Here is a 20,828-nt window from a genome sequence, read left to right on the forward strand (position 1 = left end):
GTTAATTTTGAACATTACCATTACCATTACCATTACCACTTACATGCTAGAGAGTAAGATGAGTAAGGGCATTGATAATAGATCTCGCCAGATGTAATCCACTACATTTATACTTGTAAGCTTTTAGGCCAGTTGACATTATGTATTCATCTAAGTGATGAATAACAGTACGACCGTTACTTATTATCCCCTAATTATATAGCAGCATTGTAAACAAGCAGGTTTTCATGTGCCAAACTAAAAAACGAAAGCAGCCAAAAGGGCAAACAACATCCAAAAGATTATATTTGAATGTTAATTGCCAACTCGATTATCTAAAAACGCTGTATCTACTCTATCAAAAAAATCGAGAAGTATTCGAATCGTCAATAAAGTTTCTCATATCTAATCCGATTAGCTTTCAACATATTCAATTTCAAGACGAAATATTCAAACGCAGCCTACATAAAACACATTATGTAGTGACGAGTAAAGATGTTCGCCAGGTTATCTATTTAATACTAGAGATATTAAGCAAATCCTCACGTCAAGTTCAAAGCTATTTGAGATGTAAAGGAAACATTGAAAACCTCATTCTTTTAGGTAAATACAACGACGCATTAAGCCTTTTAGATGAACATAAGTCTGAGTTTGGAATATCTTATTGGTACTTTGAAAACTTATTTGGAATTTATTCTATCCAAGATAAGAAATTAGAGGCATACAAAATATATGAATACTACTCCAAGACGATGACTGACGTTGAGTCTCGAGATCTCAACCTACTTTTAGAACGCTCAAATAAGTCTGTTTCTGCCGAAAGGTTTGACTTTATCACTAACAGTCTAATTGATAGCATAGACCAGACAAGCATAGATCGAAAAATAATTAATTTTATGTTTAACTTTGATGCTAGCTCTAGCTATGACATAAAATCCGCTCTGGAGTTTTCATTAAAATTAAATCTCCCCGATGTATACAACATAATATCACGCTCTTTAGCATATTTATCTGCTTATCAGGTTGGTCACTTCACCGACATTTGTAAGCTTATTAATATATCAAGAAATACAACTAATAGTGATCTATGGTTAAATAAAATACTTAAAAGTGAACACTTGAGTTTTGATTATATTTCATGCCTTACAGTGTATTTATCTGGAAATAATTCAAACTCTAAACAATGGTCTCTTACACAGATAAAATCAAATCCTAGAAACTATATCTATTTTGACGTTTTTATCAAATCAAGCGCTTTGTCAAATGAAAAGCATGAGTGCTTCAACTTAATAGATAATTATTTATCTTCTTGTATTGACTTTCTATTATCATATAGGATTGATGAACTAGATAATGCAATAAAAATCTCTCAGCAGTTCAATAGCATGAACTGCTTGCAATATATTAATATTTTAAAATCAAAAGAGAATTATTCTTTCTTAAATGATAAGCCTAAAAACATAAAGCGATTTTTATATTTATTGTCAGTGATTGAGAAAACAGACTCTTTCGATTTAGAACTTAATTATCATATTAATAATTTAAGATTATCAAAGAATGATTCATTTCCAAAATATAGATTAAACAAATGGATATCAGATTCCGACTTTGAGCGTAAACACTATGATGCTTACTTGGAAAAAGTTGTCACTTATGAGGCCTACCCGCAGCATATGATGAACGAAATAATAGAAAAAACTATTTATGCAAAATATAAGTTAGATAGGTTAGATGACGTAATTCTTGATATTGTTAGTTTGCTAGTAAAAAAAGATTTAATGTTGAAAGCAAATTTTATTTCTGCTATCTATGAGCCATCAAAATACTGTTTTGATAAAATTAGTGAAATGACACTAATATTTAACTTCATACTTTATAAATCAAAATTAATAACCCTGCAAAGGTTGGCATTATACTGTGACTCTTTCCTTAAACTTAATAGCCTTAATTCTTTCGAAAGCTATGTTCCGCGTGATGCTTTTGGTAACTTCGTCTTAACAAAAGTTATTACTTTAGATTTGATAAAAAAACAAAGAATGAAGTTTGACTCGGATCATCTTATTGTAAGAGCAACAGTTCTAAAAAATGCAGACAAAGCATCTCCGCTTTCAGATCTTGATAGACGAGAAATTGATCGTTTGGTCAGAGAATACGCAAGAAAAATTTCATTGGTTAATATCGGAAATGGTAAGTTGTACTTGAATGAAGATTTCCTGATAAATGAAATGTATCAGTATTTATTTGATGACTTTCTAGCAATAGAGCATTCAGTTGGCTTAGAGAAAGATATTTTTTCTACATTAACAATTGAGTCTCCAGAAACAAAATCACATGAGCTTGCGGTTGATTTTCTTTTTAAAGCTAGAGATATTTATGCTGTTAATGAGAAATTTGGAATTGAAAATTCATTAAACACTCATTTTAGGCATAACAGTATAGTACCCACTCTAAGAGCTCCTTTAGTTAGAAATAGGTTAGAGTGCTCTTTATTATCAGGTGAATACACAGATAACAAAATGCTTGAAGATCGTTTTCTCAGGTCATTTAAGAGACAACCATATGATGAACTTCAAACACTTTCCAAATCGCTATCTTCAAATATAGATACCGCACTTAATTTTTTGAAAGATACATATCTACATGTTTATCTTAATGATCTACAGGATAAACAAATGTTGTTTAAATATGAGATCTCTAAAGAAGACACTTTCACTTTCATCTCATTAATCAATGCGGGTTCCACATATGAAGACATGCTTGGTTGGTGTGTATCACTATTCAATAAAAAAACTGACCAATTGCTAGAAATAGGAAGAAATTATATTTGCAGCACCCTTTGCTCCGATTTATTATGTCAGGTAAATGATTTCAAAGAAAAATTAGTAAAATATATAGACAAAGATGACCTTATATTTAAATCTATTGGTGAGTTAGAATCTGATATATTTAAAACATGCCAAGATGTTTCAGAATGGTTCAGTTTCATTAAGCAAGTAAGGCAAGATTTTCAAATATCAGTACCAATAGAAGAAGCTATGGATTTTGTAAAAAAAACAAATCCATATAAAGATATATCCATTAATATGGATATGAAGTATAATCATTTGGTGAAGGGTGTATATCTCTTTAGCTTAATAAACATTTTTATTATTCTATTCCAAAATGCAGTAAAAAGTAATAGAGAAAAATGCAACGTAAATGTAGATATAAAAGAACATAAAGATAAGTGCCTGACAATTAATGTATCAAATTTTTATGACATAACTAATTTGGAAAAAGTTATAGAGATATCATCCAACATCAGAAAGGGTAATTTTCTAAAAGGTGCAAAAGAGAATTCCGGCAGTGGAATATATAAAGTTTATAGACTAATGCAAATCGAAATGAGGAACGTTAAAAACGTATCTATCAGAATTAATGAGGGGAATAAAAAACTTTCTGTTGAATGGACGATGAGTACAGGTTTTGAGGAGAGATTATGAAAATTCTAATTATAGAAGATACTGATGAAAAGTTAGACAATATTATCTCTTTTTTGGATGAACAACATCATAAATACTCTATTGCTAAAAGCAGACACAAAGCTCAAATGATGGTGGAGGATTTAAGCTTCGACTTTATTATACTAGATATGACCCTTCCAGAAGATGACGCAGTAAATTCTGAGTTAGTTCCTTTAGCTGGATTAGATATTCTAGAAATAATGAGCTTTGAGGGAATACCTACTCGGACAGCGATATTAACTGGCTATGATCGATTCGGAAGGCATCATAATTCAGTGTCTATCAATGAACTATCTAGTGAAATATCTAATAGTTACTCTAAAATTGTAACCAATGTTATATATTACGATGGATATTCCGAAGATTGGAAGTCAGAATTAAAAAAATGCTTGGATAAATTATGATAAGAGTTTTAGTAATTGAAGACTCAGAAAATAAGCTGGCTGGTATACGACAACACATCGAGTCGATTGGGGTACATAAAGATCTTATTCATGAAGCAAAATCAATAAACACCGCACTATCCGAATTGGAGAGAACAAACTTTGAAGTGGTTATTGTCGATATGGCACTCCCTCAATCAGATGATGATTACGAGATAGATAAAAAGGCTGGCATTGCGATTCTTGAGTGTCTAGCACAAGCAGTTTCAGACCGAAGTCTAAGGATACCGGACAGCTTAGTAGTATTAACTCAATATCCTGAACTAATTTCAAAATATGCGGAAAATCTAAAAAACTGTCGAATGTACGCAACGTTATATGAACACGCTAGTGATGATTGGAAAGAAGAGATAACTAATGTAGTTCAAAATAGAATAGCAATATTCGATCAAAAGGAACCTGTAGCTTTTGATCAAAATGTTGTTGTAACCATTCATGGTATTAGAACTTATGGTGGTTGGCAAAATAAAATAGAACAGAAATTTCAGAATGGATATATCGTTAAATCATATGGATTTAACTTTCATAATGCGATTGATTTTTTTTCTGAGAAATCATCAAAAAATGAAATAAAACTATTTGTAGACTACTTGGAGAATCTGAAAAAAGAATACCCTATAGCAAACCTGCATATTATATGCCATAGCTTCGGCACATATATTACATATCATGCCTTATGTAATATGCAATCAAGATTAAACATTGGTAGTTTAATTCTAGCTGGAAGTATTCTTAAGCCAGAGCAAAATATAAACGAAGTTTATAAAAAACATAATATAAAACGAATAGTAAATGATTGCTCTTTAATCGACATCCCTCTTCTTTTGGCTCAACTTATCAGTAATAGATATTCACTAGCAGGTATTGTCGGGCTTAAGGGCGATAAAGGTAGAATAAATAATAGATATTTTTCAGGTGGGCATTCATTGTACTTTAGTGACACACACATTGATGGTTGGCAATCTATTATTATCAATGATTCTAGTTTTAAGTTTAGTGATAAAGGATGTGATAATGTCCTGATGGATATATACTATGGAGTAATTGTAAATAAATTTAGATTTAGATTGGCCATAACCTTGTTACTTTCATTGCTTTTTTTTATTTTACGCATTAATAACTAGACCATGAAATGATTATATATTTCACCATGTTCTAAAATTAAAATTACAGTTCTTTATTGCGTAAGAATTTTATAATTTACAATACAAATAACACTGGCGACATTTTATACAAAAATTAAAGCTATAATTTAGTTTCAAACCAGCCACCGTAAGCTGCCATGCACTGCTATCTTGACCACATATAGCCTAGGCAAGCTATCCGGAATAAAAATCCCCCGTTGCCGGGGGATTTTTATTCCTATCGGTTAGCCAAGGGCAAAGACTTAAGCCCGCAGGAAAGCTCGCAGCGGGGCAAACTCCGCCGGCAGGTTGTGGGACAAGAGCGGCAGGGCGGCGTGCTTGGCGAGCGGGCCTGGCAGCGGCACGTCCAGCCCCAGGATCCCGTCCACCGACTCCTTGAACTTGGCGGGATGAGCGGTGCAGAGGAACACCCCCACTTCATCCTCACCGAGTTGCTCCCCCAGCAGATCCCAGGCAATCGCCCCGTGGGGTTCGCACAGGTAATCCAGCTGGTGCAGGCGTTTGAGCGCATCGCGGGTCTGGGCATCGTCACGCATGCCTGAGCCCAGAGTTTCCAGCGCCCAGTCATTGCGGCGGCACAGCTCTTCCACTCGCGGCCAGTTGTTGGGGCGGCTCACATCCATGGCGTTGGAGAGGGTCGCCACCGTCTGGTGCGGCTCCCACTGGCCGGATTTCAGGTAGCGCGGCACGGTATCACGGGGAAACCTGGGACACCCACCTTTCTGAGCCAGCCATTACTCGGCTGGCTAGCTCCCTCATCACACATATCTCCTCCAAGAGCCCGCTAGAGATCGGACAAGCAAGCAATTTTTACCTGGCGGGCCGCGTGTTCAGACGTGGTAATGCCTGACACCACACAAATGCCAAGGGAACAAAAACCTGGGACACCCACCTTTCTGAGCCAGCCATTGCTTAGCTGGCTATATCTCTCATCACACACAGCTCCCCCCAAGAACCCGCTAGAGATCGGACAAGCAAGCGATTTTTACCTGGCGGGCCGCGTGTTCAGACGTGGTAATGCCTGACACCAAACAAATGCCAAGGAGGGTAAAACGGGATCTAACAGATTAACAAGGTGGCTGATAACAAAATCTGGGACACCCACCTTTCTGAGCCAGCCATGGATGAGGATCTGGGAGATGAGGATCTGGGACACCCACCTTTCTGAGCCAGCCATTACCTGGCTGGCTATATCTCTCATCCACAGCTCCCCCAAGAACCCGCTAGAGATCGGGTAAGGAGAAATCTGGGACACCCACCTTTCTGAGCCAGCCATTACCTGGCTGGCTATCTCTCTCATTGGTAAAATCTAGGACACCCACCTTTCTGAGCCAGCCATTACCTGGCTGGCTATATCTCTCATCACACACAGCTCCCCCAAGAACCCGCTAGAGATCGGGTAAGCAAGCGACTTTTACGTGGCGGGCCGCGTGTTCAGACGTGGTAATGCCTGACACCACACAAATGCCAAGGGGGGGTAAAACGGGATCTAACAGATTAACAAGGTGGCTGATCACCAAAATCTGGGACACCCACAATTCTGAGCCAGCCATTACCTGGCTGGCTATCTCTCATCACACACAGCTCCCCCAAGAGCCCGCTAGAGATCGGGTAAGCAAGCGATTTTTACGTGGCGGGCCGCGTGCTCAGACGTGGTAATACCTGACACCAGACAAATGCCAAGGGGGGTAAAACGAGATCTAACAGATTAACAAGGTGGCTGATGGCATCGTCGCTGGCCGCAGTGCCAGGCAAACTGCTGGCAGTGGTCTTTGTCACCCACCACTCTGATGCCCTGGCGCCTGAACAGTGTCACTTGTTTCAACCAACGGGCACCATCAAGGCCCAATCGCGCCAGAATGGGAGCCAGGTGAGCAGGGATATAGCCCCGCTTGTCAGCTCTTATCGCGCGACCTGTCCAATCCACCAGCATTAGATAATCGGTAAAGGCATAAGGCAGGCCCTCCGGTTGGGCTTGGCTTGCGAATGGCAGCAACAAAGGTGGCAATGGCGCGTCTGGTTGCTCTCCCTCAAAGCGTTGCTTGATGCTGGTGTAATCGCTCTCCTCAGGTCGGTCCGCCAATGCCGCCCGTATCGGGTTGAGATCAACGTAGGCCATGCAGGCCAGCAGGGCTGATTCGGTGAGCAGGGCCTAAGATCTGGGACACCCACCTTTCTGAGCCAGCCATTACCTGGCTGGCTATCTCTCTCATCACACACAGCTCCCCCAAGAACCCGCTAGAGATCGGGTAAGCAAGCGATTTTTACGTGGCGGGGCCAGTGTTCAGATGTGGTAATGCCTGACACCACACAAATGCCAAGGGGGGTAAAACGAGATCTAACAGATTGAGAAATCTGGGACACCCACCTTTCTGAGCCAGCCATTACCTGGCTGGCTATATCTCTCATCACACACCGCTCCCCCAAGAGCCCGCTAGAGATCGGGTAAGCAAGCGATTTTTACGTGGCGGGCCGCGTGTTCAGACGTGGTAATGCCTGACACCACACAAATGCCAAGGGGGGAAAACGGGATCAAACGGATTAACAAGGTGGCTGATGGCATCGTCGCTGGCCGCAGTGCCAGGCAAACTGCTGGCAGTGGTCTTTGTCACCCACCACTCTGATGCCCTGGCGCCTGAAGAGTGTCACTTGTTTCAACAAAAAATCTGGGACAAAAAATCTGGGACACCCACCTTTCTGAGCCAGCCATAACCTGGCTGGCTATATCTCTCATCACACACAGCTCCTCCAAGAACCCGCTAGAGATCGGTTAAGCAAGCGACTTTTGCTTGGCAGGCCGTGTGTTCAGACGTGGTAATGCCTGACACCACACAAATGCCAAGGGAGGTAAAACGGGATCTAACGGATTAACAAGGTGGCTGGTGACATCGTTGCTGACCACAGTGCTGCGCAAACTGCTGGCAATGCTCCCTGTCACCCACCACTCTGATGCCCTGGCGCCTGAACAGTGTCACTTGTTTCAACCAACGGGCACCATCAAGGCCCAATCGAGACAGAATGGGAGCCAGGTGAGCAGGAATATAACCCCGCTTGTCAGCTCTTATCGCGCGACCTGTCCAATCCACCAGCATTAGATAATCGGTAAAGGCATAAGGCAGGCCCTCCGGTTGGGCTTGGCTTGCGAATGGCAGCAACAAAGGTGGCAATGGCGCATCTGGTTGCTCTCCCTCAAAGCGTTGCTTGATGCTGGTGTAATCGCTCTCCTCAGGTCGGTCCGCCAATGCCGCCCGTATCGGGTTGAGATCAACGTAGGCCATGCAGGCCAGCAGGGCTGATTCGGTGAGCAGAGCCTGACTCTTGAAGCGCCCTTCCCAGAAATGGCCCTTGCAGCCATCCTCCCGATTCGCCTGCCGTGCCAGGTTTTCATTGAGCAGCCGCACAAACCAGCTGATGGAATGAAGCCGCTCCCGCCACTGCCCTATCAGTTGTTGCACCACAGTCCGTTCGGGCTCAATCAGGGATTCCCCCTGATACCAGCGCCGCACCAACAGCGGCCACTGGAACAGTGCCGCCCAACGTTCGGCCACCTCCCGCTCACTCCAACTTGCTGCGGTGTCGGGCTCCACTTTGAGCACCAGGTGATAGTGGTTGCTCATCACCGCATAAGCGCAAATACCGATGGCAAACAGTCGCGACAGTTGGCCCAGCTTGTCGACCACCCACTGGCGACGATGCTCGTAACTCTGACCAGAATGGGCATCTTCCCCGCACAGAAAAGCTCGCCGCACGCAGCGGCTGACCACATGGTAGTAAGGCGTATCTTGCAGGCTGATTTGACGTGAACGGGCAATGGTCATGGCTCACCCCCTGGGCTGTAACCTCTCAAGCCAAGTACACGACTAAACCGCTGTCAAAAAGGTGGGTGTCCCGACTTACACGCCGTGTCAAAAATGTGGGTGTCCCAACTAACCCCTCCCAACTAACCCCTCCTCCTCCAACTTATCCCTCCCAACTTCCCCCTAATCGTTTGCAGGCCGATCGCCGGGCTGCTGCGCCGCCAGCAGCGTTGTGCCGTAGGAGTTGTCCACTGTGCAGCGCCACTGCCCGCCGGGCTCTTTGCGAAACACATAGGTGGCGCGGCGGGTTTCATCAATCCAGCCCTCGCCGCCCGGGTAGCGCAGCCGGGTCTCCATGATCACCAGGGCGTTGTCGGCCCCCTCTATCACCTCCATGGCCCCCTGGGTCACCTCAAGGCGGCCGTCAAAGTACTCGGAGATGGCGGTGAAGGCGCGGCGGATGGCGGGAATGCCGCGCACCACCATGCCGGGTTTGACCACCAGGGCAGCGTCTTCGGCGTAGAAGGTCATCAGGGCGTCGAAGTCGCGCCGGGAGATGGCGGCGTCGCAGGTCTCGATCAAGGTGCGAAGGGGATGCTGGCTCATGTCGTGCTCCTTGTTTCAGGGTCATCATCCAGGGCGGGGTTTCCCTCCCTCTGCCAGACATAAAAAATCCCCCGCTCTCGATATAAAAACGGGGGATCTTCAGCGTCTCATGGCGACTTAGCCGAGCAGGAAGGCCTTGAGGCGGCCAAAGTCTGCGGGCAGGTTGTGGGAGAGCAGCGGCAGCGCGGCATGCTTGGCAAGCGGGCCTGGCAGCGGCACATCCAGATTCAGGATCTCGTCCACCGACTCCTTGAATTTGGCCGGATGGGCGGTGCACAGGAACACTCCCACTTCATCTTCAGCCAGCTGCTCGTTCAGCAGATCCCAGGCAATGGCGCCGTGGGGCTCGCACAGGTAATCCTGCTGGTGCAGGCGTTTGAGCGCATCGCGAGTCTGGGCATCGTCACGCATGCCAGACCCCAGGGTCTCCAGCGCCCAGCCTTCACGGCGGCACAGCTCTTCCACCCGTGGCCAGTTGTTGGGGCGGCTCACGTCCATGGCATTCGACAGCGTTGCCACCGTCTGGTGCGGCTCCCACTGGCCGGTTTTCAGGTAGCGCGGCACGGTATCGTTGGCGTTGGTGGCGGCGATGAAACGCTTCACCGGCAGCCCCAGCGCCTTGGCGATGAGACCCGCGGTGAGGTTGCCGAAGTTGCCGGACGGCACGCTGATCACCGCCTTGGCGCGGTCGGCTTTGGGCAGCTGGGCCACGGCCTCGAAGTAGTAGCAGACCTGGGCCAGCAGGCGGCTGATGTTGATGGAGTTGGCGGAGTTAAGGCCAATCGCCTTCTTCAGCGCCTCGTCGTCAAAGGCATCTTTGACCAGCGCCTGGCAGGCATCGAAGTCGCCGTCGATGGCGATGGTGCGGATGTTGCCGCCGAGGGTGCAGAACAGCGCCTCCTGCAGCGGGCTTATCTTGCCCTTGGGGTAGAGAATGACCACCTCGATCCCCTCCAGGCCGTAGAAGGCGTGGGCCACGGCGGCGCCGGTGTCGCCGGAGGTGGCGGTGAGGATAGTGATCTTGTCGTTGGTCCTGAACGCGGCGAGGCACTGGGCCATAAAGCGGCCGCCGAAGTCCTTGAACGCCAGGGTCGGGCCGTGGAACAGCTCGAGGGCATAGGTGCCGTCTTTGAGCTTCACCAGGGGCGCCGGGAAGGTAAAGGCGGCATTGATCAGCTCGCTCACCTTAGGCTTGGGCACTTCGTCCCCCAGCAGGTGGCTGATGATGCGCGCGGAGCGCTCGGCGAGCGGCAGCTCCAGCAGGGCATCCACGTCGGCCAGGGGCGCGATGGTTTCGGGGAAGAAGAGCCCCTGCTCGCGGCCCAGCCCCTGGCGCACCGCCTGGGCGAAGCTCACCTGTTCGCTGTTGTCCTTGATATTGTAAAGATTCATAGCTCGCTTCCTGTTACCCGTGCCCCGGCCATGTCCAGTTTGCAGACCCGGGCAAATCCATCTTCATTGCGCACGAAATGCGCTTCCATCCACTCTTTCATCCGCTCGGCCTGGGCCAGATCCTTCATCACCACGAACACGCTGGGACCTGAGCCCGAGATGCCGGTGGCGAGCGCCCCGTTCTGGGCCGCCTGGGCCCGCACCTCGTTGAAGCCCTCAATCAGGGCCGCACGGTAAGGCTCGGCGATCACGTCCTTCAATACGCTGGCCGCCAACCCCTCCTGCCCTGTGTAACTGGCGTGCACGAAGGCCGCCAGGCGACGGCCATAGGTGAGGCAATCCTGACGGCGATACTGGGCCGGCAATATGGCGCGGGCGGCGGCGGTGGATACTACTGTACCCGGATAGCAGACCACCCAGTACCACTGCTCGAACACCGGAATGCCCTGGCTGATGACGCCGTGCTCTTCCAGCACCAGCTGCATGCCCCCCAGATAGCAGGGAGCCACGTTGTCGTAGTGGACGGAGCCGGAGATCTTGCCTTCCATCTCCCCCATCAGCAGCAGCATGTCGTGTTCATTGAGGGGGGCGCCGTGGAAGGCGTTAAGGCCTTCGAGTGCCGCCACCACGCTGCAGGCGCTGGAACCCAGACCCGAGCCCACCGGCAGGTTCTTCTCCAGCACCATCTCCAGCGGCTTGAGTCTCAGGCCGCGCTTCTCCAGGGCCTCCCCATAGGCAAGCCAGCAGTCATGGAGGATGTTCTTCTTTGGGTCATCCGGCAGCTTGTGGGCATAGCGGCCCACGGAGGAGAGAGCAAACGCCACATCGGCCGCCTTGACCTGGACGCGATCCCCCAGCAGGGAGCCATCCACGGGGGCGAGCGCCGCCCCCAGTACGTCGAAGCCCACGCTCAGGTTGGCGCTGGAGGCCGGGGCATAGGCGACCACGCTGCCGCCCTGCGCCATGGCATCTTGTTCAAAATCGGGGTTCATCGCTGAACTCATGTTACAGCTCCTGCTTCCAGTTCTGGGTGCGCAGCACGTCGGCGAAGACACCGGCGGCGGTCACTTCGGTCCCTGCGCCATAGCCGCGCAGCACCAGGGGGATGGGCTGGTAATAGGTGGAGAAGAAGGCGAGCGCGTTCTCCCCGTCTTTTACCTTGAACAGGGGCTCGTCGGCACCGACCGCCTTGATGGCGACCTTGCACTTGCCACCCTCGATGGAGCCGACGTAGCGCAGCACCTTGCCTTCCCGCTGGGCGGCCGCGAACTGGTCGCGGAACCAGCCGTCGGCTTCCGGCAGGCGGGCCATAAAGGACTCCACGTCGCCGCTCACATCAAAACCGGGCGGCAATGCCTGCTCCACTTCCACATCACAGAGCTCCAGCGCCATGCCGGCCTCGCGGGCCAGAATGAGCAGCTTGCGGGCCACGTCCATGCCGTTGAGATCGTCGCGGGGATCCGGCTCGGTGAAGCCGTTGCCACGGGCAATATTGGTCGCCTCGGAGAACGCCATCCCCTCGTCCAGCTTGCCGAAGATAAAGGAGAGCGAACCGGACAGCACGCCGTCGAAAGCGCGCAGCTTGTCGCCGGCCTTGATCAGGTTCTGCAGGTTCTCGATGACCGGCAGGCCGGCGCCCACGTTGGTCTCGTAGAGGAACTTGCGGCGGGTCTGGCGGGCGGTGCGGCGCAGCGCCTTGTAGTAATCGAGCGAGCCGGTATTGGCCTTCTTGTTCGGGGTGACCACGTGGAAACCGGCGGCCAGGAAGTCCGCATACTGGACGGCAACGGCCTCGCTCGAGGTGCAATCGACGATCACCGGGTTGATGAGGTGACTCTCTTCCACCAGCTTCTTCACCGCCTCCAGGCTGAAGCTGTCACGGGCTTCCACCAGCTGCTCACGCCAGTTGGCGAGGCTCAGGCCATCCTTGTTGACCGCCATCTGGCGGCTGTTGGCGATACCCACCACCCGCAGGCCGGTGCCCTGCTCGGCCAAGACCGGCTGCTGGCGGGCAATCTGATCCACCAGGGCCGCGCCGACGCCACCCACACCGACCACGAAGAGATCGATGAACTGCTGGCTGCCGAAGAAGTTCTGGTGGCACGCCTTGATGGCTTCCGCCACCTTGCGATCCCGCACCACGGCGGAGATGGAGCGCTCGCTCGAGCCCTGGGCGATGGCGACTATGTTGATGGAGGCCTGGGCCAGAGAGGTGAAGAAGCGCGCCGCCATCCCCTTGGAGGTACGCATGCCATCCCCGATGAGAGAGATGATGGCGAGATCTGTCATGATCTCGAGCGGATCCAGCAGCTGGTTCTTGAACTCCAGCTCGAACTCGCGCTCCAGCACCTTGCGGGTCTTGTCGCTGTCATAGCTGTGGATACAGAAGCTGACGCTGTACTCGGAGGATGACTGGGTGATCAGCACTATGCTGACCCCGGCGCGGGAGACGGCGGAGAAGATGCGACCGGCCATGCCCACCATGCCCTTCATGCCGGGGCCGGAGACGTTGAACATGCACATGCCGGAGAGATCCGAGATGGCCTTCACTTTCAGGTCGTCATCCCCCTGCTCGACGCCGATCAGGGTGCCCGGCCCTTGCGGGTTGAAGCTGTTCTTGATGAGGCAGGGAATGTGGAACTGGGCCACGGGGGCGATGGTTTTCGGGTGCAGCACCTTGGCGCCGAAATAGGAGAGCTCCATCGCCTCTTTATAGGAGAGGGTTTTCAGCAGGTAGGCGTCTGGCACCAGGCGCGGGTCGCAGTTGTAGCAACCCTCCACGTCTGTCCAGATCTCGCAGCACTCGGCGTCCACGCAGGCGGCCAAGACGGCGGCCGAGTAATCCGACCCATTACGGCCCAGCAGCACGGTTTCGCCCTTGTCGCTGCCGCCGGTGAAGCCCGGCATCAGGTAGAGGCAGTCGGAGCGCAAGCCCTTGGCGGCAAAGCGCAGGCGGGAGGCCTCGATGTCGACGTGAGCCTCCAGATAGCCGCCGTCGGTGACCAGCAGCTGCTCCGGCACGATGAGATCCAGCTCGAGACCGCGCACCCGCAGCAACTCGTGCATGAAGGCGATGGAGAGGTTCTCCCCCCGGCTCAGGATGCGGGCCTGGACGTTGTCCGGGCAGAGCCCCAGCAGGCGGATGCCCTGCATCAGGCGCTCCACCTGATCCAGCTCGGCGGTGAGACGAGCCTGCAGCGCCTTGTCATCCAGCGCCGGGTAGGCTGCCTTCAAGCCCGCCAGCAGGCGGGAGAAGATGCCGTTGATCTCGAACAGGGTACTGCTTGCATCCATGCCGCGACTGGTCTGTTCCACCAGGGCGACCAGGTGGTTGGTCACCTTGGCCGGTGCCGACAGCACCAGGGCAACCTGGGATTGGCCGTGGGTGTTCACCGCGATATCGGCGACCCGTAAGAAACGCTCTGCGTCGGCCAGTGACGACCCGCCAAATTTCAACACTCTCATCGCTTTCTCTCCCTGTAAATCTATGAAATTCAATCTAAAAACCAATCCAACAAAAAGGCCCGTACTGGGTGGGTACGGGCCTTTTAAGATTTCTGTGCTTGTTCGTCAGCGCATCAACCGGCCCCAGTGCCACCTGTGGTGGTACCGGTAATAATGGTGATGGTGATGATGTTGGTGAATAGCTGCATAACGAACACTCTTGAACGAAACTGGTTGTTAGCAATACCTTGCCGGACCTTGGGCTGTCAACCTAAACCTCCTTGCCAAACTTGCGGGCGAGGTCTTTGCAGAGCAGATGCAGCATATTCAGATCCCGCTGCGGCAGCATGGGCACTCGGTCCATCACCCATTTATGCAGTTTTTCATCCTGAGAAACTCCGAGTTCACCAAGCAATTCTGCTGTTTTTGATTTGAGTACGCGAACCTGCCCGGCACCATCAAAATTTTCTGCTACTGCCTGGGGTTCGTCCAGCAGGGGACTCATCTCGTAGGCATACAGCATGATCGCCTGCCCCAGATTCAAGGACGGATAACTCACCTTGAGGGGCAGATAGCTGATGAGATCCACCTGGGCAAGCTGTTCGTTGGAGAGACCCGACTCCTCGCAACCGAAGACGATGGCCACCTTCCCAAGGGAGGGCTTGGCGCGGATCTGATCGCGGATCTCGGCCGGGGTGAGGTAGTGCTGATAGCGCCCGCGCTGGCGGGCCGTGGTGGCGACCACCAGATCCATGTCGGCCAGGGCCGCTTCCAGGGTGTCGAAGGCTGCTGCCTCGGTCAGGATCTCCTGGGCGCCATGGGCGACCCAGCTCGCCTCCTCCTCTTCGTGTACCCGGCTCCCTACCAGTCGCATGGCATCGAAGCCCATGGTTTTCATGGCGCGGGCGGCCGCACCCACGTTCGCCGCGCGAGCGGGGGCCACCAGTACAAAATAGAGTTTCATCGGGTTTCTCCTGAACAGGGCCAGCGCCGCGAACTGCAGCAAACCGCCGGCAAAACAGGGGCGCAATCTACCGTTTATCCCCGAACATTGCCACTTGAACAGATGTTTGGATGTTGCCATAGTGGCCGGACGAGTGAGCCCCTTGCCTAGCGGCACAGACGCCATGGGCCCGATACATCACAAGGAAGAGAGAGATGCAGCAGCCATTGGAACAGGCGGTCGCCGAGACGATCTTGCAGCGTTTCGAATCGTTTTACAGCCGCTTTCTCGAGATAACCCAGGGCAGCAAGAGCCGCTTCGAGAACAGCGACTGGTTGGGGGTGCAGCTCGCCGGGCGCGAGCGCATTCGCCTCTATGATCATCACGTCGGCGCCACCACGGCCCTCATCAAGCAGATGATGGGGGAGCAGCTGCCGACCCAGGCCCTGCTCAAGCAGGTGAAGGGGGCCTTCAGCGATCTGCTGCCCCGCTGCGAGAACTTCGAGGTGGCGGAGTCCTTCTTCAACTCCGTCTATCGCCGGATCTTCCGCCATCGCAACATCCGCGACGAGAACCTCTACATCCACCCCTTTCGCAGTCGGGGTGAGCACCCGGATCTGAGCGCCTTGCTGCGGGTCTATCGCACCGACCTTGCCCACCTGCCCCAGACCCTGAGCCAGCTGCTCGGGGATTACAGCTTCACCCTGCCCTTTGAGGACAAGCAGCGGGACATCATCGACATTCATCGCCATCTGGCGGAGAGCGGCCCGGCCATACTGCACGAGGAGCCGTTCGCCATCGAGCTGCTCAAGGAGGTGTTCTACCGCAACAAGGGGGCCTACCTGGTGGGGCTCATTCGGGTGAAGGACGAGGTGCATCCCTTCATCCTGCCCCTGCTCAGCACGGGCCAGAGCATCTATGTGGACACCGTCATCTTCGAGCCTGAGCTGGCCTCCATCGTATTCGGCTTCGCCCGCGCCTACTTCATGGTCTATGCCCCTGTGCCGGCCCTGTTCGTGCTCTTCCTGCGCCAGATCATGCCCCGCAAGCCGGACTACGAGATCTACAACGCCATCGGTTGCCAGAAGCACGGCAAGACCGAACTCTATCGTCACTACCAGCAGCACCTGGCCCAGAGCCGGGAGCAATTCGTCATCGCCCCCGGCATCAAGGGGATGGTGATGAGCGTGTTCACCCTCCCCTCCTACGACGTGGTGTTCAAGGTGATCAAGGACGAGTTCACCCCGCCCAAGGATGTGAGCCACGAGCAGGTGAAGGCGAAATACCGGCTGGTGAAACAGCACGACAGGGTGGGCCGCATGGCCGACACCCAGGAGTTCACCAACTTCGAGTTTCCCCTGGACCGCATCTCCCCCGAACTGCTGGCCGAGCTCAAGTCGGTGGCCCCCTCGGCGCTCACCATCACCGCCGACAAGCTGGTGATCAAGCACCTCTACACAGAGCGCAAGATGATCCCGCTGAACCTCTATCTGGATCAGGCGGACGAGCAGCAGACCCGGCTCGCCCTGGAGGAGTACGGCAACGCCATCCGCCAGCTGGCGGCGGCCAACATCTTCCCCGGGGACATGCTGTTCAAGAACTTCGGCGTGACCCGCCACGGCCGGGTGGTCTTCTACGACTACGACGAGATCTGCTACATGACGGAGTGCAACTTCCGCCAGATCCCGCCGCCGCGCTACCCGGAGGACGAGTGGAGCGCCGAGCCCTGGTATTCGGTGGCCCCGAACGACATCTTCCCCGAGGAGTTCGCCACCTTCCTGCTGCAAAAGCCCCAGGTGCGGGAGATCATGATGCAGCTGCACAAGGAGCTGTTCGATGCCAACTACTGGAAGATGCTGCAGGGCAACATCAAGGAGGGGGTGTTCGAGGATGTCTATCCCTACAGGCGCAAGAAGCGCTTTCGCTTTCAGCGGGGCGGATGATCCCGGCTGAAACAGCAAAAAGGGACGCCGTGGCGTCCCTTTTTCTGGCGTCAGGCTGCGACAGCCCCTGACGACAAACCCGCTTATTTCACCGCATCGAAGGTCAACAGCGTGGCCTTGTCGGCATCCTTCAGCACCAGCTGTTTGCCGCTTATCTGGAAGCTCGCCACCTTCTCCAGCGTCTGCAGGTAGCTCATCTCCTTGCCGGCCAGCTCCCCCGCGCACATCATGCGCGTCGAGCCCATGGCGCCCAGCGTCAATACCCCGTCGCCCTGCTGGGTGATGCCGCCAAAGTAGCGGTTGCAGCCGCCCTTGCCCGCCACCTTGTCGCCGGCGACCTGCAGGGTGAAGGTATCACCGCTCGCCCCTTGCAACTGCCAGGTGGATGCTTGCAGCTCTGCCAGGGTGGAACCCGTTGCCATGGCGCAGCCTCCCAGAGCCAGCGCGGCCAGCAGGGTCAGTTTCTTGTTCATGAGTTCACCTCGTGATGGAGAAAGTCGTGAAGACACAGAGTGAGGGGGCCTGTTTATCACGACTCTGGCGCCGATTAAAACTCTTTTATTGTGATCGGGGTTCCCTTTACTCCCTGCTGGCATGTGCCATGCTTGTAGTCCTGTTCGGACCCAGGGAGGGGAAACGAATGGTCAAGTCTCTCGTTATCGCACTCGCATCAAGCCTCGCCTTTTCGGCCCAGGCTGCCGACTGGAGTCTTCTCCAGACCGAATCAGACAGCCAGCTCTACGTGAAAAGCTATTCCGGCGTATTGCTCGGCAACCAGACCCATACCGGCGACCATTTCGATATCTGGCTCATCAACACCGGCTACCAGTATCCGGTAGAGGATGACATCAGCCTCTACATGGAGGCCGGGCCCGCGGTGGGCCGCCACAGCGAACAGGCCGGCTTCAATATCAGCTCGGGGGTGCGTTACCGCCTCTCCCCCTCGCTCAACATTGGCAGCCAGCTCAAGCAGCTGGAGGTGAGCAAGGCTAGCACCCTGGTGGAGCTCAACAGCAGCCTGCTGGTGACGCCGCAGCTGGCCATCACGGCCAACTACGGCCTCAGTGCCTTCAGCACGGAGCAGTTCCTCACCCTGGGGGTGGGGTTCAACTTCTGAGGGCTCAGAGGAGCCTGGCGCCACTGACCAGCACGCCATTGAGATCGGCGTAGACATAGTCCCCTGGCGCTATGCTCACCCCGGCAAACGACAGCACCACATCCAGCTCCCCCTGTCCGCGTTTCTCGGTCTTGACCGGACAGGCCGCCAGCGCCTTGACCCCGAGCGCCAGCGTCGCCAGGGTGCCCACATCCCGCACCGCACCGTGGATAAGGATCCCTTCCCATCCCTGCTCCACCGCCTTGATGGCCAGCTGATCCCCCAGCAGCGCCCGGCGCAGGGAGCCGCCCCCGTCGATCACCATCACCTTGCCATGACCTGGACGGTTGACCAGTTCGCGCACCAGGCTGTTGTCCTCGAAGCAGGAGAGGGTGACCGCCTGGCCGTAAAACAGCGGCTTGCCGCCATAATCGTGAAACAGCGGCTCTGCCACCTGCAGGGCATCGCCATGTTGATCGCAAAGGTCGGGCAGTAGATCCAACATTGTCAGCATCCTTCCATGGAGTGAATGAGTCCGCTCATTCTTTCATCATGTGGACAGCCTGACAATCCAGCAAGCAGCCGCTATCCCCGTATGGTGTAACCCGTTCAGCCTCTCATCATGCAGAGGTTCTGAGAGTCCAGCGGGACGCCAGCTTGCCAAGGTGGCATGGTGCTCCCTTCAGCAGGACGGGCACCAGCCAGAGTTCGCCCTCCTCCACCCAGTAGAGGGCGTTCTGGCCAAAGCGGGTGGCTAGCCGAATGGCCTCGGCCCGAGGAAGACGCAGCAACAGGGATGCCTCCTGCCAGCGCTCATCCGGATCGCTGCCCCACACGGGCCCCATCACCAGGGCATCGGCAAGCTGACGTGACAGTGCGCGTTGACGCCGGGCGTTGCGGCGTATCCCCAGCCACCGACTCGCCGGATTCCAGGCCGTGACGATGGCGTAGGCAGGCCAGGGGGGCGGGGCGAAGGGGGCAATAAAACACACATTTCTGTAGTTTTCCCACAAAGTCATGTCAACCACATGTTGCATCCCATTACATTTCTTAAGGGCGAAAAAGCGGGCCAGCCCAAGTATGATGCAGCGAACCTCGGGATTGACTTATATCAAACCTGAGTTAAAAAGTTGCTATCTGACGGCAAAGAGTGTTGTTATGCGCCTGTTAACTGATAAAATGCAGCAACTTTTGTAATGGACTACCCTTCCAGGCTCCTCTCGATCAGACTTGTTGAGAGCCTATGTGCGGCACAGGGATGTTTGCCAACATAGATACCAAATTCGCGATGATTCGACCTGATATTCATACCCAGGATGACGTAATAAATTTTCAGGACCGGTCGGATAACGCCAAAGAGTGTTAAAATTTCGATAATTAACTGATAAGAATCTGGGAATACTCATGCAAACACCACATATTCTGATCGTCGAAGACGAGCTGGTCACCCGCAACACCCTCAAGAGCATCTTCGAGGCCGAAGGCTACATAGTGCTGGAAGCCAACAATGGCGACGAGATGCATCAGGCCCTGACCAGTCACACCATCAACCTGGTGATCATGGACATCAACCTGCCGGGCAAGAATGGCCTGCTGCTGGCACGCGAGCTGCGTGAAGATGACAACATCGCCCTGATGTTCCTGACCGGCCGTGACAACGAAGTGGACAAGATCCTGGGGCTGGAGATAGGCGCAGATGACTACATCACCAAGCCGTTCAATCCCCGCGAGCTGACCATACGTGCCCGCAACCTGCTGAGCCGCACCATGAACGTGGCCGCCGGTGGCGAAGAGAAGAAGCTGGTGGAGCGTTACCTGTTCAATGGCTGGGCGCTGGACATCAACAGCCGTGCCCTGGTCAGCCCGGCGGGCGACATGTTCAAGCTGCCCCGCTCCGAATTCCGTGCCATGCTGCACTTCTGCGAAAACCCGGGCCAGATCCAGACCCGTGCCGAGCTGCTCAAGAAGATGACAGGCCGTGAGCTCAAGCCCCACGACCGTACCGTGGATGTCACCATCCGCCGCATTCGCAAGCACTTCGAGAGCGTGGGCGACACCCCGGAGATCATCGCCACCATTCATGGCGAAGGCTACCGCTTCTGTGGCGAGCTGGAGCAGGAATAATCCCTGCCCGGTGAAGCGAGAGGCGCCTGCGGGCGCCTCTTCTGTTTCCGGCCGCCGTCACCGCGCGGATCCGCCAAAACAAAAAGCCCACTCAGTCGAGTGGGCTTTTTGCATGAAAGCTGGAGCGGGCAGCGGGAATCGAACCCGCATCATCAGCTTGGAAGGCTGAGGTAATAGCCATTATACGATGCCCGCAAGGCATCAGGAACGCAGCAGATACAAGGCATGGAATCGGCGTCTGAAGAGACGTGCCAGAAGGAGGCAGCAACGAGACGGGACAGGTACCGGGTATCAGAAAATGTGGAGCGGGTGATGGGAATCGAACCCACGTATGCAGCTTGGGAAGCTACCGTTCTACCATTGAACTACACCCGCGTCAGTGGCCTCTACTATATGCATTTTGCCGGCGAGCG

Annotated in this window: 16 protein-coding genes, 2 tRNA genes and 1 pseudogene; 6 read left to right on the forward strand and 13 right to left on the reverse strand. The window is 52.9% G+C overall.

The window, feature by feature from the left end; all coding sequences use genetic code 11:
• Positions 1 to 227 precede the first annotated feature (227 nt).
• From AC3WR3_RS04940 to AC3WR3_RS04950, 3 genes are read left to right on the forward strand one after another with little or no spacing between them, the layout of a single operon-like run.
• A complete protein-coding gene (locus tag AC3WR3_RS04940; RefSeq protein ID WP_492291332.1) occupies positions 228 to 3,461 on the forward strand; it encodes a hypothetical protein in 3,234 nt (1,077 codons plus the stop codon).
• Positions 3,458 to 3,886 (forward strand): hypothetical protein, encoded by a 429-nt coding sequence (locus tag AC3WR3_RS04945; protein WP_492291333.1) that lies wholly within the window; start codon positions 3,458 to 3,460, stop codon positions 3,884 to 3,886. The genes AC3WR3_RS04940 and AC3WR3_RS04945 overlap by 4 nt, the downstream gene beginning before the upstream one ends.
• Entirely contained in the window at positions 3,883 to 5,049 is a 1,167-nt protein-coding gene (locus AC3WR3_RS04950) for a lipase family protein (RefSeq protein WP_492291334.1), read from the forward strand. Before AC3WR3_RS04945 ends, AC3WR3_RS04950 begins: the two co-directional genes overlap by 4 nt.
• A gap of 263 nt (positions 5,050 to 5,312) precedes the next feature.
• On the opposite strand, the pseudogene AC3WR3_RS04955 reads toward AC3WR3_RS04950, so the two are convergent.
• From AC3WR3_RS04955 to AC3WR3_RS04990, 8 genes and pseudogenes are all read right to left on the reverse strand, one after another.
• Positions 5,313 to 5,765, reverse strand: a pseudogene (locus AC3WR3_RS04955) (threonine synthase); the annotation flags it as partial.
• A gap of 1,013 nt (positions 5,766 to 6,778) precedes the next feature.
• Positions 6,779 to 7,189 (reverse strand): hypothetical protein, encoded by a 411-nt coding sequence (locus AC3WR3_RS04960; protein WP_492291335.1) that lies wholly within the window; start codon positions 7,187 to 7,189, stop codon positions 6,779 to 6,781.
• 748 nt (positions 7,190 to 7,937) lie between these two features.
• Positions 7,938 to 8,888: a transposase gene (locus tag AC3WR3_RS04965; protein ID WP_492291336.1), complete on the reverse strand. Its 951-nt coding sequence runs from the start codon at positions 8,886 to 8,888 to the stop codon at positions 7,938 to 7,940.
• A gap of 162 nt (positions 8,889 to 9,050) precedes the next feature.
• Positions 9,051 to 9,473, reverse strand: coding sequence for a YybH family protein (locus AC3WR3_RS04970; protein ID WP_492291337.1), 423 nt, complete (start codon positions 9,471 to 9,473; stop codon positions 9,051 to 9,053).
• A gap of 117 nt (positions 9,474 to 9,590) precedes the next feature.
• Positions 9,591 to 10,865 (reverse strand): threonine synthase, encoded by a 1,275-nt coding sequence (gene thrC / locus AC3WR3_RS04975; protein WP_492291338.1) that lies wholly within the window; start codon positions 10,863 to 10,865, stop codon positions 9,591 to 9,593.
• Positions 10,862 to 11,830, reverse strand: coding sequence for a homoserine kinase (gene thrB, locus AC3WR3_RS04980; RefSeq protein WP_492291367.1), 969 nt, complete (start codon positions 11,828 to 11,830; stop codon positions 10,862 to 10,864). Before thrB ends, thrC begins: the two co-directional genes overlap by 4 nt.
• Before the next feature lie 40 nt (positions 11,831 to 11,870).
• Complete coding sequence (gene thrA, locus AC3WR3_RS04985; RefSeq protein ID WP_247626947.1) at positions 11,871 to 14,330, reverse strand: bifunctional aspartate kinase/homoserine dehydrogenase I; 2,460 nt, start codon at positions 14,328 to 14,330, stop codon at positions 11,871 to 11,873.
• Positions 14,331 to 14,580: 250 nt separating this feature from the next.
• Positions 14,581 to 15,273 (reverse strand): tRNA/rRNA methyltransferase, encoded by a 693-nt coding sequence (locus AC3WR3_RS04990; protein ID WP_492291339.1) that lies wholly within the window; start codon positions 15,271 to 15,273, stop codon positions 14,581 to 14,583.
• A 194-nt stretch (positions 15,274 to 15,467) separates the two neighbouring features.
• On the opposite strand from AC3WR3_RS04990, the gene aceK reads away from it, so the two are divergent.
• On the forward strand, positions 15,468 to 17,195 hold the full coding sequence (gene aceK / locus AC3WR3_RS04995; RefSeq protein WP_492291340.1) for a bifunctional isocitrate dehydrogenase kinase/phosphatase: 1,728 nt from the start codon (positions 15,468 to 15,470) through the stop codon (positions 17,193 to 17,195).
• A gap of 83 nt (positions 17,196 to 17,278) precedes the next feature.
• Here the strand turns inward: aceK and AC3WR3_RS05000 are convergent, their stop codons facing one another.
• Positions 17,279 to 17,668, reverse strand: coding sequence for an META domain-containing protein (locus AC3WR3_RS05000; protein WP_319918190.1), 390 nt, complete (start codon positions 17,666 to 17,668; stop codon positions 17,279 to 17,281).
• 167 nt (positions 17,669 to 17,835) lie between these two features.
• On the opposite strand from AC3WR3_RS05000, the gene AC3WR3_RS05005 reads away from it, so the two are divergent.
• Entirely contained in the window at positions 17,836 to 18,312 is a 477-nt protein-coding gene (locus AC3WR3_RS05005) for a hypothetical protein (RefSeq protein WP_205641327.1), read from the forward strand.
• A 4-nt stretch (positions 18,313 to 18,316) separates the two neighbouring features.
• On the opposite strand, the gene AC3WR3_RS05010 is transcribed toward AC3WR3_RS05005, so the two are convergent.
• Positions 18,317 to 18,796: a putative 4-hydroxy-4-methyl-2-oxoglutarate aldolase gene (locus AC3WR3_RS05010; RefSeq protein WP_247626951.1), complete on the reverse strand. Its 480-nt coding sequence runs from the start codon at positions 18,794 to 18,796 to the stop codon at positions 18,317 to 18,319.
• 115 nt (positions 18,797 to 18,911) lie between these two features.
• Complete coding sequence (locus tag AC3WR3_RS05015) at positions 18,912 to 19,310, reverse strand: DUF3293 domain-containing protein (protein WP_492291341.1); 399 nt, start codon at positions 19,308 to 19,310, stop codon at positions 18,912 to 18,914.
• A 385-nt stretch (positions 19,311 to 19,695) separates the two neighbouring features.
• On the opposite strand from AC3WR3_RS05015, the gene arcA reads away from it, so the two are divergent.
• Positions 19,696 to 20,415, forward strand: a complete 720-nt coding sequence (gene arcA, locus AC3WR3_RS05020) for a two-component system response regulator ArcA (RefSeq protein WP_010673581.1) — start codon at positions 19,696 to 19,698, stop codon at positions 20,413 to 20,415.
• A 120-nt stretch (positions 20,416 to 20,535) separates the two neighbouring features.
• Here arcA and AC3WR3_RS05025 read toward each other — a convergent pair.
• Positions 20,536 to 20,610 (reverse strand) — tRNA-Gly (locus tag AC3WR3_RS05025).
• 106 nt (positions 20,611 to 20,716) lie between these two features.
• A tRNA-Gly gene (locus tag AC3WR3_RS05030) sits at positions 20,717 to 20,790 on the reverse strand.
• Between the last annotated feature and the right edge of the window lie 38 nt (positions 20,791 to 20,828).

The sequence above is a fragment of the Aeromonas sp. EU05-FHT14A05 genome (assembly GCF_058791175.1).